We start from the raw sequence: 16,422 nt of genomic DNA, 5'->3' as shown, positions 1-16,422 counted from the left end.
AAGCCCCTCATTTATTCAATAAAAAAGCGCCTGAATTTCATTTCAGACGCAAAAAAAAGAATTTTGTAACAAAAAAACTATTGAACTAAATCAGCATTAGACAAAATATAGTTTAGTTCGTTAATATCGTCAGCGTTAAGCTTTAAAGTGCCTTTTACTGTTATTCTGTCGTCGGTATTAAATCTCTTGGTTGTTTTCTTGAATTTCACCTGTACTACAGATTCGGGGCCTGCTTGCCCGCAGAAAAAACAAGAACTATACGGGTTTGCAGAAAGTACATACATATTAGCATCTACATCGACCGGAATCATATATCCTGTCAGAACAACATCTTTTCCCTGTAATCCGGCGACTTTCGGGCCAAAAGTAGGATAGAGGATGAACATAGATTCTTCTGCACTCCATTTCTTTTTAAAAGTAACATCCCTTAATGTTTCCCATGTAATTTTAGTCGGTTCTTCTACAAAACCGAAAGAAATGGCACCTAAAAAAGCAAGATTAATGATAAAATATTTTGATAGATTTTTCATATTTTTCATACCCTTTTCTGAGAAAAGGAACGTTTAGTTTATAGTTATTTCCCTCGTATAAACCGGGAAGTGATGAAATTATTGTTTAAAATTACAAGATAAATTATTCTTCAGCAAGTGTTCTCGAAATATTCAGTCTATAAATATTAATCGACGGCAAGGCTGCGGCTAAGATGCCAATGGCTAAAGCACCAACAAAAAGGTAGATTTCACCGGTTTGCAAGTTCATCTGATTCACATCAAAATGAAACTTTTTATTTAACTGATTTGAAATCAGAACAATGCCTACTCTGCTCAAAACTACACCTGCAACAAAGCCAAACAAAGCTAATAGTACTCCTTCTAATAACAGCATTAAAAACAAACGAGTTCGGCTCGCGCCCATAGATAGCATCAAAGCCATTTCATATTTCCTTTCTTTTAGTGAATTATAGAGCGAAACAAAAACACTGATACCTGATATAAGGATGATAACTGCCGCTAATATTTGCAAGCCATCGATACCAATTCCTAATAACTCAAACAAACGATTTACCTCAATAGAAGGTAAAGCCGCTTGTAGTTTGGAGTTCTGATTGATATTACGAGGCATGCTCATTAATCCCATTGGCGAACGAAACTTTATCAAAGCACTTGTTATTTCACGTTTTGGCATATCCGCTTCTTCGGCTTCATGCGCTTTGTGTTCTTCCTCAGTATGTTCAGCTTCTTTATGCTCATGAATGTTCCATACGCTATTCAGGCTTGTCAACACAAGATTATCAATTACCGAATTATTAAATTCTAATACCCCGGCTACTTTATATTTAGTTTCGCCATGTACTTCGCCTTCTGCATCTAATCCATGAGAACTTGAAAAAGTATCACCTACTTTTAAACCTGTATTTAACGCTACCTGTGCACCTAACACCGCTTCTAAGTCCTGTTTGAACATCACTCCTGTAGCAAATTGAGCTTTAAAATGTTCAAAATACTTTTTATTAGTTCCTACAATACGGTAGCTTTGGTAATTATCTCCCATAGAAAGAGGGATCATTTCTTTCACTAAAGGATTCTGCGCAATCTCTTGTACATCGCTCAGAAATACGTTTCCTGTTGGATTGTCAATCTGATAGACACTCGATAAAATTAATTGCAATGGACTGCCTTTTGCACCCACAACCATATCAATACCACTGATATTTTTAGCGAATTTATCTTGTAATTGCTTACCGAGAAGTAGAAGTAATGAAATGATGGCAATGCCCAAGGTCATGAGCAGAACGCATAAGAAACTATTGAGTTTTTTATTCAGTATATTTTTCCAACTGATTTTTAGAAGCATTTTTTCTGTAATTTCAGTAATTAGTATGGGGTTTTATAAAAGCAATTTGTGGACTATCGGGTCAGTTCAAAATAATTTTATTGCTGAATTTATCTTTCAATCGTTGATCGTGTGTAACTATTACCAGTGAAGCACCTATGTTTTTTGATTGATTTTCCAGAAGATTAATCACTTTTTCACAGTTTTCATCGTCAAGATTAGATGTTGGTTCATCTGCCAGAATCACCTCCGGGTTATTCATTAATGCGCGGGCAATACTTACTCTCTGTTGCTCGCCGCCGCTTAACAGTGTGGTCTTTTTATCCAATAACTCATAAAAACCTAAGCTCTTAGCCAATTTAATAGCTTGTTCCTTAGATTGGTTTTTATCTGCTAAATAATTGGCCAATAATAGGTTATCTAAAACGCTTAATGAGCTTACAAAGTGAGACTTCTGATAAATAATGCCTAAATGTATAGCCCGCATTTTAGTAGCTTCTCTTGGACTTAAATGAGCAAATTCCTGGTTATTTATTTGAATAGAACCACTTTCTGGTTGAAGCAATAAAGCTAAAAGATGTAAGAAAGTAGTTTTTCCAGTGCCGGAATTTCCAAGTATCAATAGGGTCTCTCGTTCAGCACAAGAAAAAGATGGAAAACTGAATTTCTTTTGATTATTATAGGAAAATGTGAGGTCAGAGACTGTGAGCATTTAGGGTATTTTTGTTCAAAGATAAATATTTGCAACCGTATTGCAAAAATGTTTCTTGTTATGGTAATATAATTTTAGTTCAAAACTACAAAGTGAGAGCGTTTTCAGAAAAAATTAGAGGGATTTTCTCAAAAATTAATTTACTTGCTTTATATTTTATTTAGCCTAATATTCCTCCCATTGTTAAAGAAAACATTATTCATTTCGTTCTTTTTATTACAGCTTGTTTCTTTTGGGCAGGCTCAGATTTCTATTCACTATTTAAATAGTACCCCTGCAATTGATGGCTTCGCAGATGACTGGGATTTAAAAAACGTCAATACCTTCAATTCAAAAGCGAGAAACGTTTTTTCTGTTAATCAGGCAAAATATGCTTTAGGCTATGATAAACAAAATTTGTACGGCTTATTCCAGATTTCAGATAAACATCTTACGGATTTAGCATTAGATAAAAGTGGCAGTCCCAGACTGACTTTCAATGATGCTATTGAATTGTACATTGATGCCAAAAATAATAGTCAGAGACGAATGGATGTATCTGATTTTCAGATTATTATTGATTTAAACGGCAATGTAACTGTATTCAGGGGAGGGGATAGATTTTTGATGCAAGTGGTTAAAGCCTTAGTACCTAAAGATACCATTACAACTAATTTTGTAATTGAAGCCAAAACAACAAAAGAGGGAAGCTTGAATGACGGAAAAGATACTGATAATCAATACACGATTGAGTTTCGACTACCCTGGGCTTCATTAGGTATAGATCCTAAGGAGGGAGAGCACTTTAAAATGGATTTATGTTTCAATGATGCAGATGAATTTCTTAATATTAAACCTCTGCCCGAAAGTGATCCGATTCCTCACTATAGTTATGAAAGTATTACTGGAAATACTGATTTTGGTTATCCTGATAAATGGACTACAACAATATTAGTTGGCCATGCCTCATGGTGGAAAAAACTTAACGAAACTTATGGACATTATTGGTGGATACTATCTCTGATAATCGTATTGATCTTGATGCCTGCAATAGTTTATTTATCTATATCTAATAGTAAACTGCGTCAAATTCAGCCTAAATCTGTTGAGATTGACGAGAAGTTAACTTTAATTTTTTCTGAGCCTGTCAAACGAAAAGTAGCAGAAATTAATTCTGAAAAAGTCTTTGTTAAGAATGCAAAAGCCTTTATTATTAGTCAATTAGATAATGATATTACCCCAGCAGAATTAGCTAAGGAATTAGGAGTTAGTTTGCGGCAGTTGCAAAGGATTTTCAAAGACGAATTAGATATTACACCCAATAACTTCATAATAACGCTTAAAATGGAAGAGGCTGCTAAAATGCTAAAAATAGAAGATAAAAATATCTCAGAAATCGCATATGCCATTGGCTACTCCGAACCAGCGTATTTTACTAAAGTTTTTAAAAAATATTTTGGACAAAGTCCAAAAGAATATGTGAAAAAGCCCCCATCCCCCTAAATGGGAGCTTCCAAACGCTTTTGGTTCCAAATCCCAACACCAAATTCCTTTGGAAGGGTTGTTGAGAAGAATGAGTGTTTTTCATTCACCTTTAAAGGTAGATGACTTACTCTGTTTTCAAACTCTTGACCGGATTTGCAGTTGCTGCCCTGATAGCCTGAAAGCTAACAGTTAAGAGTGTAATAAACAGAGCTCCGGCCACTGAAGCTACAAAAACCCACCACGAAATATCTGCGCGATATTCATAGCGTTGTAGCCAACTATTCAAATAGAAATAAGCAATCGGAATAGCGATAAAGCAGGATATAAGCACTAAGACTACAAAGTCTTTAGATAGCAATTGCCAGAGATTCAATACGGATGCACCTAAGACTTTTCTTACGCCAATCTCTTTGGTACGTTGCTCAGCTACAAAAGAAGCCAAACCAAAGAGACCTAAGCAAGAAATGAAAATAGCCAGAATGGCAAAAAAAGTTGCCAGTTTGCCAATACGTTCTTCATCTCCGAATTTCCTCTCGTATTCTTCGTCCACAAATTTATACTCAAATGGTGCGGCTGGGTTATGTTTTTTGAAAACTTCTTCAATTTTAGCCAATGCTTCTCTTGAACTCTTATCAGGATTCAGTTTGAGAATCATTAAACTTTCAGAGTCTTTAGAGATATGAAACAATGAACCTCTAGTAGGCGCATAAGGCGATTCTACCACCATATCTTTAATAACTCCGATAATAGTATATGGCTTTCCATTCCATTTAAGGATTTTACCAATTGGATTTTTAAAGCCCAGAAACTTAACGGCAGATTCATTAATTACAAAAGCTGCTGAATCTGTTGCAAAATCCTTTGAAAAATCTCTCCCTTGTTTAAATTGCCAACCTACTGTTTTACCATAGCCGTGTGTAACACCATTATTAGGGAAATCTACAGCTAAGCCGGGGTCTTTGCCTTCCCAGTCAAAACCTCCGTTAGTATTCCAGACAGCAGTAGTTGGGCTACCAGATTCTGTCATTTCCAGAATAGCACCAGAGCTGATTAATTCATTTCTAACTGCCTCAAAATGATTATGAATATCGGAAGTCATCATAAAAATATTAATCAAACCATCTCTGTTGTAACCAATAGGCCGATTTTTGGCATGCTGAATCTGGCGAAACACAATGATAGTACCAATAATTAAAGTAACAGAAACCGTAAATTGTAATACAACTAATACCTTACGAGGAATTGAAGCAAAACGTCCAACTCTGAAAGTCCCTTTTAATACTTTAACAGGTTGAAATGATGAAAGATAAAGTGCCGGATAACTTCCGGCTATCAAACCTGTAAGAATGCTGAAAATGATACCTATCAACCAGAATATTGGATTTGTCCAAAGAATCGTCATCTTCTTGTCGGCCAATTCATTGAAAAACGGTAAACCAAAGTATACAAGTGCCAGAGAAAGTGCAAAAGCAAACGCCACAACCAACAAAGATTCGCTAAAAAACTGAACAATCAACTGACTACGCACTGACCCGATTGATTTTCTGATTCCAACTTCTTTGGCTCTCTTCTCACTTCGGGCAGTACTCAGATTCATGAAATTAATGCAAGCCAAAAGCAATACAAATATGCCTATAATGCCAAAAAGCCATACAAATTCAATTCGTCCACCAATATTCCTCCCATCTTTAAATTCAGGATATAAATGCCATTTAGATAATGGGTGCAAGAATAATAACGGTTTGTAGCGTCTGTCTTCCTTGCTTACTTTATTTAATTTAACATTCACGATTTTTTTTGAGACAGTCGCCATATCCGTATTATCAGCAATTTGTGCAAATGCCTGAGTAAAATTGCTACTCCATGGATCATCCATTGTTTTAATCCAGGGATTGGTACTCAGGTATAAATCCCAGGGCATGACATAATACATATCTCTGAAACTGGAGTTGTAGGGGAGGTCTTCATAAATGCCTGTTACCTTTACATCTGTTTTATTATCCAATTTCATCAGTTTATCCATGGGGTCGGTATCACCAAAAAAGGATTTTGCATACGACTCAGATAATATGATTGAATTAGGCTCTTTCAATGCCGCTTTTGTACCTTTAAGCATTTTCAGCGAGAGCATATCAATTACCTGTGGTTCGAAGAAATTACCGCTCTTTGAGAATTTCTTTTCACCATAGGTTAAAATATGGCTGGAAGTCCATGAAGATTGTAATACATATTTGAAATCACTTCCATAAGTATTACGGATTTCCTGTGCCATTTGATGTGGCATGGAAGTATGCGTAGCTATTTGCCCGTTGTAATTCTGATTTTGCATCACTTGTGCAATACGGTCATAGTTCTGATGGTATTTATCATACGATAATTCATCGTAAATCCAGAGACCAATCAGAATAGCAACAGACATACCTGTAGCTAATCCAAAAATGTTAATGAACGAATACCCTTTGTATTTCAAAAGGTTTCGGAATGCGATTTTAAAGTAATTGCTTATCATAATAAATGCCCCTAGCCCCTAAAGGGGAATTTTAGTTGGTAAATAGTGATAGTTGTTTCCCTCAACTCCCCTTTAGGGGCTGGGGGATTTTTATTCCGTTTTTAAAGATTTTACCGGATTCATCAAAGCTGCTTTGATGCTTTGATAACCAACCGTCAGGAAGGCTATTAATACTGCCATTCCTCCAGCAGCAGCAAATACCCACCATTCAATATCTATGCGATAGACGAATCCTTGGAGCCATTGAGTCATGAAATAATAAGCGATGGGAGCCGCTATGATAATTCCAATTACAACTAATTTTAAGAAATCTTTGGATAGCAAACCTGTAATACCAATAACTGAAGCCCCTAAAACTTTTCTGATTCCGATTTCTTTAGTTCGACGTTCTGCGGTGAAAGTAGCAAGACCAAATAGTCCCAGGCAACAAATAAAGATTGCTATAAAGCTGAAGACGCTAATCATTTCCAAAGCCCGCTTCTCACGCCAGAATTTCGACTCTAATTCATAATCAGCGAATTTGATATTAAGAGTAGCTTCCGGGTCAAAGCTTTTAAGTATTTTCTCAATTCGGCCCACTGCATCATTTACTGAATAATGCTGAGCCAATTTCAGCGTAATAAAAGGTGCGTTGGCTAAACGCATGAAAAATACAGTTGGCTTGGCATTATCATAAGGAGAATCAAAAATAATGTCTTCGGCCACGCCGATGATAGTATAGTGGTTTCCACTGTAATCAATATACTCCTTGAGTGGATTCCTGAAGCCAATCAGCTTAGCAGCTGATTTATTGAGAATGACAGCCGCCGTATCAGTTTTAAACTTTCGACTAAAATCACGGCCTTCTATTATTTTCCAGTTTACGGTTTTACCAAATTCAGGTGTTACTATTACCTCACCAAAACTTTCTGAACTATTTTCAGGTTTGCCACGCCAGCTGATACCAGACTGATTGTGCCAGTTTTCTGCCAATGGCGTATTCATTTCTGCCATTTCTTCAACTGCTCCTGAGGCTAACAATTGTTCGCGCATAGCCCAGAAATGCCCCCTCAAACCGGGTGTACTTTTCTGAATTTGTATCAGTCGGTTTTTATCATAACCCATCGGGCGATTCATACCATGCTTAAGTTGCTGACTTATGACCATCATAGAAACAAGCATAATTACCGAAATCGTAAATTGAAAAACTACCAGCGATTTTCTTAATAAAACTTCTTTGCCTGAGCCTATTCGTAAACCTTTTAATATCTTTATTGGACTAAAAGAAGATAAATATAGTGCAGGATAAATACCTGATAATAAGGTAATAATTATAAGCCCAGAGAAAAACCTCAATATAAAAGTTATATCTTTAAGGTTAAATTCAATTTTTATAGCAGTCAAAATATTGAACCAGCCTACAAACAATTGTGCGAGCAATAAACCTAAAATTCCTGCAATAAATACCATTACTGCAACCTCTGTATAAACCATTTGCAAAATGCCTTTACGACTTGAGCCAATGGCTTTTCTTACTCCAATTTCTTTGGCTTTTATACTTGCCCTGGCTGTTACTAAATTTATAAAATTAATCATAGCCAACAAGAGAATCAGAATGCCAATACCGGCGAAAATCAATATATTATTAAGCCCTGAGCCTACTGCCTTGCCATTTTCAAAGGCCGGATAAAGTCTCCATTTTGCCATTGGATGAATAAATACTTCCGGCTGAGATTTATCATTTGTATGTGGCAGCAAAACTTTTGCAATTTTTTTTGAAACTACATCGAAATTAGCATTAGGCGCCAGTTTTACGTAAATGGGAAATGAACTTTCTTGCCATAAGGTTTTCGAATTTCTTACCCATTCTTCCATAGTATCAAAGGCTTCAAAGTCGGCATAGAAGTCCACGTTCCGGAATGTAGAATTTATCGGGAAGTTTTTATAAACTCCAGCAACTTTCAAATTGATTTTAGAACTAAAGTTAACGATTTTGTTGATTGGGTTTTCAGTGCCAAATAGGGCAGAGGCTGTCTTTTCGCTAATTAGTACTGAAGTTGGGTCAAGTGGAAAGTTTGGTGCGCCCTTAATTAATTGTAAATCGAGTATTTTGTCTCCCCCTTTCTCCATGAAATAGCCCCTTTTTATGGTTGATTCTTCCTTATATTTTAAAGATTGTTCACCTCCAAATGACGATACTACAACTTCGTCAAAATATTGACCATATTCATTACGAAGTGCTGCCCCAAGTAGAATCGGATTTGATTCAGTAGTATTTATACCTCCATTATATATCAGGTTTTTTTGCACTAATCCTACTTGATCATAATTTCGATTATAGGTATTAAACCCCAGCTCACTTATTAACCAAAGGCTGATAATCAGCGCAGCAGCAAGGCCGACGCCTAATCCTGATACATTAAGGATACTATACAGTCTGTTTTTTACAAGACTTCTGAATGCGATTTTAAAATAATTTTGAATCATATTTTTTTGTTAAAGGAAAATGCAGAATGGAACATGGAAATAATTAATTTAAAGTAAAAGTGACTTTTTCCTTTCTCCCTGTTCCATTCTCCTTTTATTCTGATTTTAATGACTTCACAGGATTCATTAATGCTGCTTTTATTGCCTGAAAACTAACGGTTAATAGTGTAATAAGTAAGGCGCCAAAACTTGCTGCAACAAAAATCCACCATGAAATATCGGTTCTATAAGTATACTTCTCTATCCACTGGTTCATAAAATAGTAGGCAACAGGCGAGGCAATGAAAAGAGAAATGAAAACCAATACCACAAAATCTTTCGATAATAATTGCCATAAATTAAAGATTGTGGCACCCAAAACTTTTCTTACGCCAATCTCTTTAGTACGTTGTTCAGCCACAAAAGATGCTAATCCGAATAGACCTAAACAGCTGATGAAAATAGCCAATACAGCGAAGAAAGAGGCTAATTTGCCAATACGTTCTTCATTGGCAAATTTTCTATTATAGGCCTCATCAACAAATTGGTATTCGAACGGTTGTGTTGGATTATATTTTTTAAATGTAGCTTCCAATTTATCAATTGCATCTTTGGCAGTGCTTGATGGATTAAGTTTGGCAAGAACAACCGGACCAGGTTCATTTAATGCATAATAAACCACTGGTTTCACAGGTTCATACGGCGATTGCATAACTACATTTTTAGCCACCCCAATTACTTTATAGGTTTTATCAAACCATTTGATTGTTTCACCTACAGGATTTTGCAACTCCATAAATTTTACTGCAGCCTCGTTAAGTACTAATCCAGATGAGTCAGAAGCAAAATCTCTTGAAAAATTTCGACCCTCTTTAAACTGCCAACCGATTGTTTTTGCATAATCATAACATATACCCGACATGGCAATATCAACGGGCATATTAGGGTCTTTGCCTTTCCATTCAAAACCGCTGGAGGTACCCCAGACATCTGTGGTTGGATTACTTGCTTCTGCCATTTCAGTAATTACACCAGATTCTTTTAAGTCTCTTTTTACAGCCTCAAAATGTTTATGGATTTCTCCGGTTCCAACAAAGAAAGAAACAAGACCACTGGTTTCATAACCAACAGGACGGTTTTTGGCAAACTGAATTTGTTTAAATATTACTATGGTTCCAATTACTAAAGTCACCGAAACAGAAAACTGCATTACTACCAATACTTTTCGGGGAATAGACGCAAAACGGCCCACACTGAAAGTGCCTTTTAAAACCTTAATTGGTTGGAACGAAGATAAATAAAAAGCGGGATAAGACCCTGCAATAAAACCCGTGAGCAGGCAAAAAGTTAAACTGAGAAGCCAGAATGGTAAGCTTGTCCATAAGATGCTTATCTTCTTATCTGCAATTTCATTAAATACAGGTAAATTCAATTGTACAAATATCAGTGCTAATAAAAATGCCAGAGTAACAACTAATAGAGATTCACTAAAGAATTGAGCAATTAACTGAATCCTGACTGAACCGATGGCTTTTCTAATGCCTACTTCTTTGGCACGTTTTTCACTGCGGGCTGTGCTCAGATTCATAAAGTTGATGCATGCCAGTAATAATACAAAAACGCTTATAATGCCAAATAACCACACATATTGGATACGTCCTCCCGAATTTATCCCGTTTTTATATTCTGAATATAAATGCCAGCGACTCATAGGCAATAAGAATAGTTCCGGTTTCTTTTTCGCCAGAGTAGGGTTTACTTTTTTCAGTTTAGCGTCTTTTATTTTAAAGGACACCTTGTCAATATTGGCATTTTCATTCAATTGGGTATAAATCTCAAAGGCATTGGGTCTCCATGGGTCGGTTATAGATTTTAATCCTGCATTCAGATAAAGTAATTCCCAAGGAGCCATGAAAGTAACTTCACTAAAAGAAGTATTCTTTGGTAAATCTTCATAAACAGCAGTTACCTTTACATTCATATCATTATCAATCTTTATAATCTGGTCAATAGGATCAGACTCTCCAAAAAATACCTTTGATAATGATTCTGATAGAATTACAGAGTTAGGCTCTTTCAATCCGTTTTTCGAACCTTTTAGAATATTCAAACTTAGCAGGTCAATAATCTCTGGTTCAAAGAAAGTACCGGTTTTGTTAACTATTTTTTCACCCTTGGTCAGTGTATGAGAACCGTTCTGAGAGGAAAGTATAATATGTTTAAAATCAGATCCGTAGTTTTTGCGAAGTTCATCACCTAATGGATAAGGCACCATCGTCTGTGTACTTATTCCTCCGTTATTTGTCAGGTGCTGCATTACACGAGCAATACGATTATAGTTTTTATGATGCTTATCAAACGACAATTCATCATAAACCCAAAGCCCGATAAGCATGGCTACGGCCATTCCTGAAGCTAAGCCAAGAATGTTGATAAAGGAATAACCTTTATGTTTCAAAAGGTTTCTGAATGCGATTTTGAAATAGTTAAGAATCATAATTTTGGGAAGAAAGGAAAATGCAGAAAGGAACAAGGAATGCTATTTTAAGGCGAGAAGAGTTTTCTTCTTTTTCCATTCTCCTTGTTCCGTTCTCCAATTATTCTACTTTTAAAGATTTCACCGGATTTGTTAAAGCTGCTTTGATAGATTGATATCCTACCGTTGCAATGGCCACTGCTATAATTAGTAAACCAATAATGGCATAGAACCACCATTCGATATTGATATGATAAGCAAAGTCTTGCAGCCATTTATGCATGAAATAATAGGAAAGAGGGCATGCTACAATAAATGCAATACCCACCAGTTTCAGGAAGTCGATTGAAAGGAGCATGGTTATACTGGTTATTGATGCTCCTAAAACTTTGCGGATTCCAATTTCTTTAGTTCGTTGCTCTGCGGCAAAAGCTGCCAAACCAAAAAGACCTAAGCAAGAAACAAAAATGGCTACAATAGCAAATGCATTAAATAGCGTAGCAATACGTTGTTCGTTGCTGTATAGTCTTTCAAAAGTCTCATTCAAAAAATGATATTCTAATGGCCTTGTTGGTATAAATTCAGCCCATAGTTTTTCAGATGCCTTGATAGCATCTTGTTCTTTGCCTTTTACAGGCTTCACAAACACGTTGCCACGCCAGTTAGAAGAATTGAACAATACAAGTGGGCCGATTTGTTCATGTACACTTTTGAAATGAAAGTCTCTTACCACGCCTACGATTATGCCCTTATTGCTATGAAAATGAAACCGTTTACCTACAGGATCCTTTATCCTGAATTTTTTGACTGCTGTTTCGTTCAGTACCACATTTTCTTTGTCAGTTCCACTCTTTTCTTCAAACCAACGCCCGCTAGCCATTTTCAGACCGAAAACTTTCTGGTAATTGTGCTCTACTGCCATTTGCGAAACTGTAGGCTGAAAATCTTCAGGGCGACCATCCCAATCTAAGCTTCCACTATGAGAACTTTTAATATCTACAATGTTTCCACTTGCTGTAGTAATATCCTCGATACTCGATTCTGCTAATAGTCGCGTTTTTACAATATTTATATCAATCTTGGAACTCATATTCCATGGGATTGAGAATTCATACATATTGGCTTTTTCATATCCCAGCTTCATATCTCTTACGAATTTTATTTGCTGAAAAACTACCAGAGTAGCTATCAGAAAGACCGAAGAAACCACAAACTGCACAATTACAAGCGTTTTGCGGAAGGAGCTATTATTTGATTTTAATACATTGAAACCTCTTAAAGTGCGAATCGGTTGGAAAGAAGAAAGCAAAATAGCTGGATAAATTCCAGTTAGAAGAATAGCTGATAATGTAGTACCTAAAAGCACTGTCCAGAGGGTTAGGTCAGTTAAATTAAGTGTAAATTGTTTGTCAGCTAATTTATTGAATACAGGCAATAACGCATAAACCATGCATAAAGCAATCCCCAAAGCTAGTACGCACATCAAAACCGACTCAACCATAAACTGAGCAAATAGTTGAGAGTATTCTGCGCCGATAATCTTTTTTACACTTACTTCTTTGGCTCGTAGACTTGCTCTTGCCGTTGCTAAATTTACATAATTGATACAAGCAGTAAAAAGAATAATAAATGCAAGAGCAAGGAAAATATATGTAGTTTTAGCATCACCTTTTGCAGTATCACGGAAACGTTCTATCCCATCCATATGGATAGCGGCAATAGGTTCGGTTTCAAGCGTAATCTTATTGTCGAGTTTACCCGTTTTCTCATCTTTCCTGGCTATCTGTAAAACTCTGGTTACTTTTTGGTCTAATTTTGAAAGATTTGCGTTGGGTTTCACCAATATAAAGGTCTCATAGTTAAAATTCCCCCAATTGCTGTCGTTTTCAAATGTTTTAGGATTAGATAAATGAGCAGCCATTGGCAACAGGAAATCAAACTGAAAACTTGAATTGGTAGGGTTGTCTTTATACACTGCCCTTACCATATAATCTAAGGTATCAATTCTGATTACCTTCCCACTTACTTTAGTAACTCCGAATAATTGAAGCGCCTTAGACTCGGTCAATGCAATGCTTCTTGGGTTTTTGGTAAACTCACTAAAACTGCCATCCACCAAAGGATAGTCGAATACCTCAAACCAATTGTTATCTACACAAGATACCTTTTTTTCAATAGACAAATTTTCTCCGACTTTCATAGATGCGCCATTCCAGAACGGACTGGTTGTGCGGGTAACGGTTTCCACTTCCGGTAATTGTTTCAACTGCTCGGCCAGTAACATTGGGGTAGAAGACCAATGCCAGGTTTCTTCTTTATTTACCTTATTATGAGTAATTATCTGTCGGATTCTATCTGACTTTTCATGAAAAGTATCAAAACTTAATTCGTTCTGAACCCAAATTAACATCAAGACAGCCACGGCCATGCCTACAGCAAGACCTCCCACGTTAATAATAGAAGAAACCCTGTTTTTAAATAGGTTTCTAAAGGCGATTGTCAGGTAATTGCTTATCATAATTTTGATAGGGAAAAAGGACTTAGTCTGGGTTATATAGGTAATGTTTAGGAAAAATAGGTGCTTAAGGCAAATTCATAGGCGTTAAATGCTGATAATTGCTAAACTTGGTGGCGGAATTGAATCCCACATACGATTGCGTAATAAACGAATCTCATCCAATGTGTGATTTCCCTGAGCCGTTACAGAAAATAATCTTTTACGGCGTCCGCCTCGCTCTGCTGTAGCATCACCCATATGTGAACTCAGCATATTCTTCTCTTCTAAACGGTGTAAAGCTGCATGAACAGCACTGATCGTTACTGAGCGACCTGTTTGCTGTTCTATTTCTTCTGTAATAGCTACTCCATACGCACCATCGCCTAAAATGGCAACTGTTAGTAAAACAATTTCTTCAAATTCCCCTAAATAGGTTCTTCGCATAATATTTTCTAATGAATCAGGTTTAAATGAAATTAACAGACGAAATTAAGCTATGTGGTGGGAAAGAAACAAATTTAAACAGGATTCATGTCCTGATAGTTTGGACAAATGATATGCCAAGCCAAAAAAGGCTTAGAAAAGGGGTGATTTTAATGCCTTTTTGCTTTTCCTGTGTCCGAAATCGTACAGTGAACTTGTCCGAAAGCGTACAAAATTTTGTGTCTGAACTTTGTAATTCGGATTAGAAATAGTAAGATTGTGAGAACTGTTTTAAATCATGAAATTTAATCTTACCCCCTAAACACTTACATTGATGATTCCACAAAGAGATGTCCGTTTTCTTCAACAGCGAGCCTTTCAAATTTATGTGAATGGCGGTGGACAGAATGAAGTTAAAAGTATGCTTATTGAGGCTGGAGGAAATAACCAGGAGGCTGAAGAATATGCACAAAAGTTTAAAGAGGATTTTGCTTTTTTCAATGCAGAAAGCGTAAGAAAAGAAAAAAAAGATGCCCCTCTGGGTTTAATCGTTGGGGCAATTATGCTGTTTGGCGGAATTTTAATGGCCGCAATATCTTACGTATTTACTGAAGGAATTGTAGTTATCCTGTACGGATTTATTCTGGCAGGTGCTATAATATTTTTCAGAGCTTTAATAGCACAGAACAGAAAGGTTTAACCGAAGACTTATCTGTGCGTATAATCACTTAATATTTCCTTCACACCTTGCTGATAACTGGTAGGTTTAAAATTAAAATACTTTTCAAACTTACTACTATCAAAAAAGTATTCTCTGTCATATTGATAGCGCATTTCATAAATTTCTTTTAAAAAAGGAACAAAGAATCCTACTAGTTTTACCAGGAAAGCAGGAAATAATTGATAGTTATCGCTTTTGCCCATTTCTTTGGCAAATAATTGAATCCATTCTTCGCCAGTCAGAGAATTGCGGTCAGTTGGCAGATTCCAGATTTGATTGTATGCCGCAGGAGTATTACCAAGCATGGCTGTAGCTAATCCTGCATCTGGCGTATAGGTAAAGGAGTGTTTTACTTTGGCATTGAAAAACCATTGGGCTTTTTTGTCTGCTGCCAGATTTTTGTGAACCAATTCCATCAATACACTCACATCTTTTACTGCTCCATAAAAATCTGCTGCCCGTGCAATAATGGCCTGCAATTTTCTCACTTTAATTGCACCTAGTATCATTTTATCCAATGCCGCCCTGATTTCTCCTTTTTTACTCGTTGGGCTAAAAGGAGATTCTTCCGTAATATGTTTTACATTATCGCCACCAATCATATATACATTATCGAAGAAGACCAGCTTACTATTATTTTCTATGCAGGCATCAATTACGTTTTGCATTAAGGCAGGCCATTGCTTTTGCCATACACTTAATTTATATTCAAACCCAATAGTCAGATATACGATTTCTGATCCTTTAATGGCTTTGAAGACTTCTTCTCTATTTGTTAAATCTGCAGATAAAAGTGTATATGAATCATTTACTTTCTTTGGATTTCTACTAACTAAACGAATTTCTTTTGTATAATTTTTTAAGGCTTTTGCGAGTTCAGTTCCTATGGCATCGTTTGCTCCTAATATGGTTTGCATGATTGTCTGTTGTTTGTTTTTGATGGGACAAAGTTCTGCAACAAACGCTTTCATGCTCTTGATAAATATCAAGAAATCGCCTTTCGTCTTATTCTACTAAATGTTTCAGGAGTCATACCTAGCATAGATGCAATGTATTGCAGAGGTACCTGATTGAATAATTCCTTATTGTTTTGAAAGAAGAAATTATACCTTTCTTCGGCTGTCATGGATAAATGGCTGAAAATGCGGTCTTCCAGCATAGTAAAGCATTTGGCAATAAACAATTTTTCAAGCAAATGCCATTTATGAATTCTACTACCTAACTTAAGTTGCTACCTTAAATTCGGAAGAATTTGCAGATAGCAAAAGAGACAATAAAAGCAAAAACTTTAAATTGGAACCCGTTAAGTGTAACTGCATGAATTTTCTTAGCAAATTGAGCG

Annotated in this window: 12 protein-coding genes; 2 read left to right on the top strand and 10 right to left on the bottom strand. The window is 36.2% G+C overall.

What is annotated here, in order from left to right:
- Positions 1 to 77 precede the first annotated feature (77 nt).
- From D0T08_RS22745 to D0T08_RS22735, 3 genes are all read right to left on the bottom strand, one after another.
- Complete coding sequence (locus tag D0T08_RS22745; protein WP_116985163.1) at positions 78 to 530, bottom strand: DUF3299 domain-containing protein; 453 nt, start codon at positions 528 to 530, stop codon at positions 78 to 80.
- A 103-nt stretch (positions 531 to 633) separates the two neighbouring features.
- A complete protein-coding gene (locus D0T08_RS22740) occupies positions 634 to 1,854 on the bottom strand; it encodes an ABC transporter permease (protein ID WP_116985057.1) in 1,221 nt (406 codons plus the stop codon).
- Positions 1,855 to 1,915: 61 nt separating this feature from the next.
- A complete protein-coding gene (locus D0T08_RS22735) occupies positions 1,916 to 2,545 on the bottom strand; it encodes an ABC transporter ATP-binding protein (protein WP_116985056.1) in 630 nt (209 codons plus the stop codon).
- 180 nt (positions 2,546 to 2,725) lie between these two features.
- On the opposite strand from D0T08_RS22735, the gene D0T08_RS22730 reads away from it, so the two are divergent.
- Positions 2,726 to 4,027: a helix-turn-helix domain-containing protein gene (locus tag D0T08_RS22730; RefSeq protein ID WP_147322832.1), complete on the top strand. Its 1,302-nt coding sequence runs from the start codon at positions 2,726 to 2,728 to the stop codon at positions 4,025 to 4,027.
- A gap of 106 nt (positions 4,028 to 4,133) precedes the next feature.
- Here the strand turns inward: D0T08_RS22730 and D0T08_RS22725 are convergent, their stop codons facing one another.
- The 5 genes from D0T08_RS22725 to D0T08_RS22705 all read right to left on the bottom strand — a co-directional run bounded on the left by D0T08_RS22725 (position 4,134) and on the right by D0T08_RS22705 (position 14,380).
- Complete coding sequence (locus tag D0T08_RS22725; RefSeq protein ID WP_116985054.1) at positions 4,134 to 6,518, bottom strand: ABC transporter permease; 2,385 nt, start codon at positions 6,516 to 6,518, stop codon at positions 4,134 to 4,136.
- Between the two features lie 90 nt (positions 6,519 to 6,608).
- On the bottom strand, positions 6,609 to 8,984 hold the full coding sequence (locus D0T08_RS22720; RefSeq protein ID WP_116985053.1) for an ABC transporter permease: 2,376 nt from the start codon (positions 8,982 to 8,984) through the stop codon (positions 6,609 to 6,611).
- Between the two features lie 94 nt (positions 8,985 to 9,078).
- A complete protein-coding gene (locus D0T08_RS22715; RefSeq protein WP_116985052.1) occupies positions 9,079 to 11,460 on the bottom strand; it encodes an ABC transporter permease in 2,382 nt (793 codons plus the stop codon).
- 100 nt (positions 11,461 to 11,560) lie between these two features.
- Positions 11,561 to 13,957 carry an ABC transporter permease gene (locus D0T08_RS22710; RefSeq protein WP_116985051.1) on the bottom strand — a complete coding sequence of 799 codons (2,397 nt, stop codon included), beginning with the start codon at positions 13,955 to 13,957 and terminating at the stop codon, positions 11,561 to 11,563.
- 84 nt (positions 13,958 to 14,041) lie between these two features.
- A complete protein-coding gene (locus D0T08_RS22705; protein ID WP_116985050.1) occupies positions 14,042 to 14,380 on the bottom strand; it encodes a PadR family transcriptional regulator in 339 nt (112 codons plus the stop codon).
- Between the two features lie 313 nt (positions 14,381 to 14,693).
- Between D0T08_RS22705 and D0T08_RS22700 the strand changes: the two genes are divergently transcribed.
- Positions 14,694 to 15,059, top strand: a complete 366-nt coding sequence (locus D0T08_RS22700) for a hypothetical protein (RefSeq protein WP_116985049.1) — start codon at positions 14,694 to 14,696, stop codon at positions 15,057 to 15,059.
- A gap of 8 nt (positions 15,060 to 15,067) precedes the next feature.
- Here the strand turns inward: D0T08_RS22700 and D0T08_RS22695 are convergent, their stop codons facing one another.
- Entirely contained in the window at positions 15,068 to 15,997 is a 930-nt protein-coding gene (locus D0T08_RS22695) for an NAD-dependent epimerase/dehydratase family protein (RefSeq protein ID WP_116985048.1), read from the bottom strand.
- A 68-nt stretch (positions 15,998 to 16,065) separates the two neighbouring features.
- Entirely contained in the window at positions 16,066 to 16,263 is a 198-nt protein-coding gene (locus D0T08_RS22690) for a hypothetical protein (protein WP_229239031.1), read from the bottom strand.
- Positions 16,264 to 16,422 lie beyond the last annotated feature (159 nt).

This window comes from Emticicia sp. C21 (assembly GCF_003418935.1).
In the GTDB taxonomy this organism is placed as follows: Bacteria; Bacteroidota; Bacteroidia; order Cytophagales; family Spirosomataceae; genus Emticicia.
Note: the sequence above shows the minus strand (reverse complement) of the source record. Positions and strands in the feature narration are given on the sequence as shown.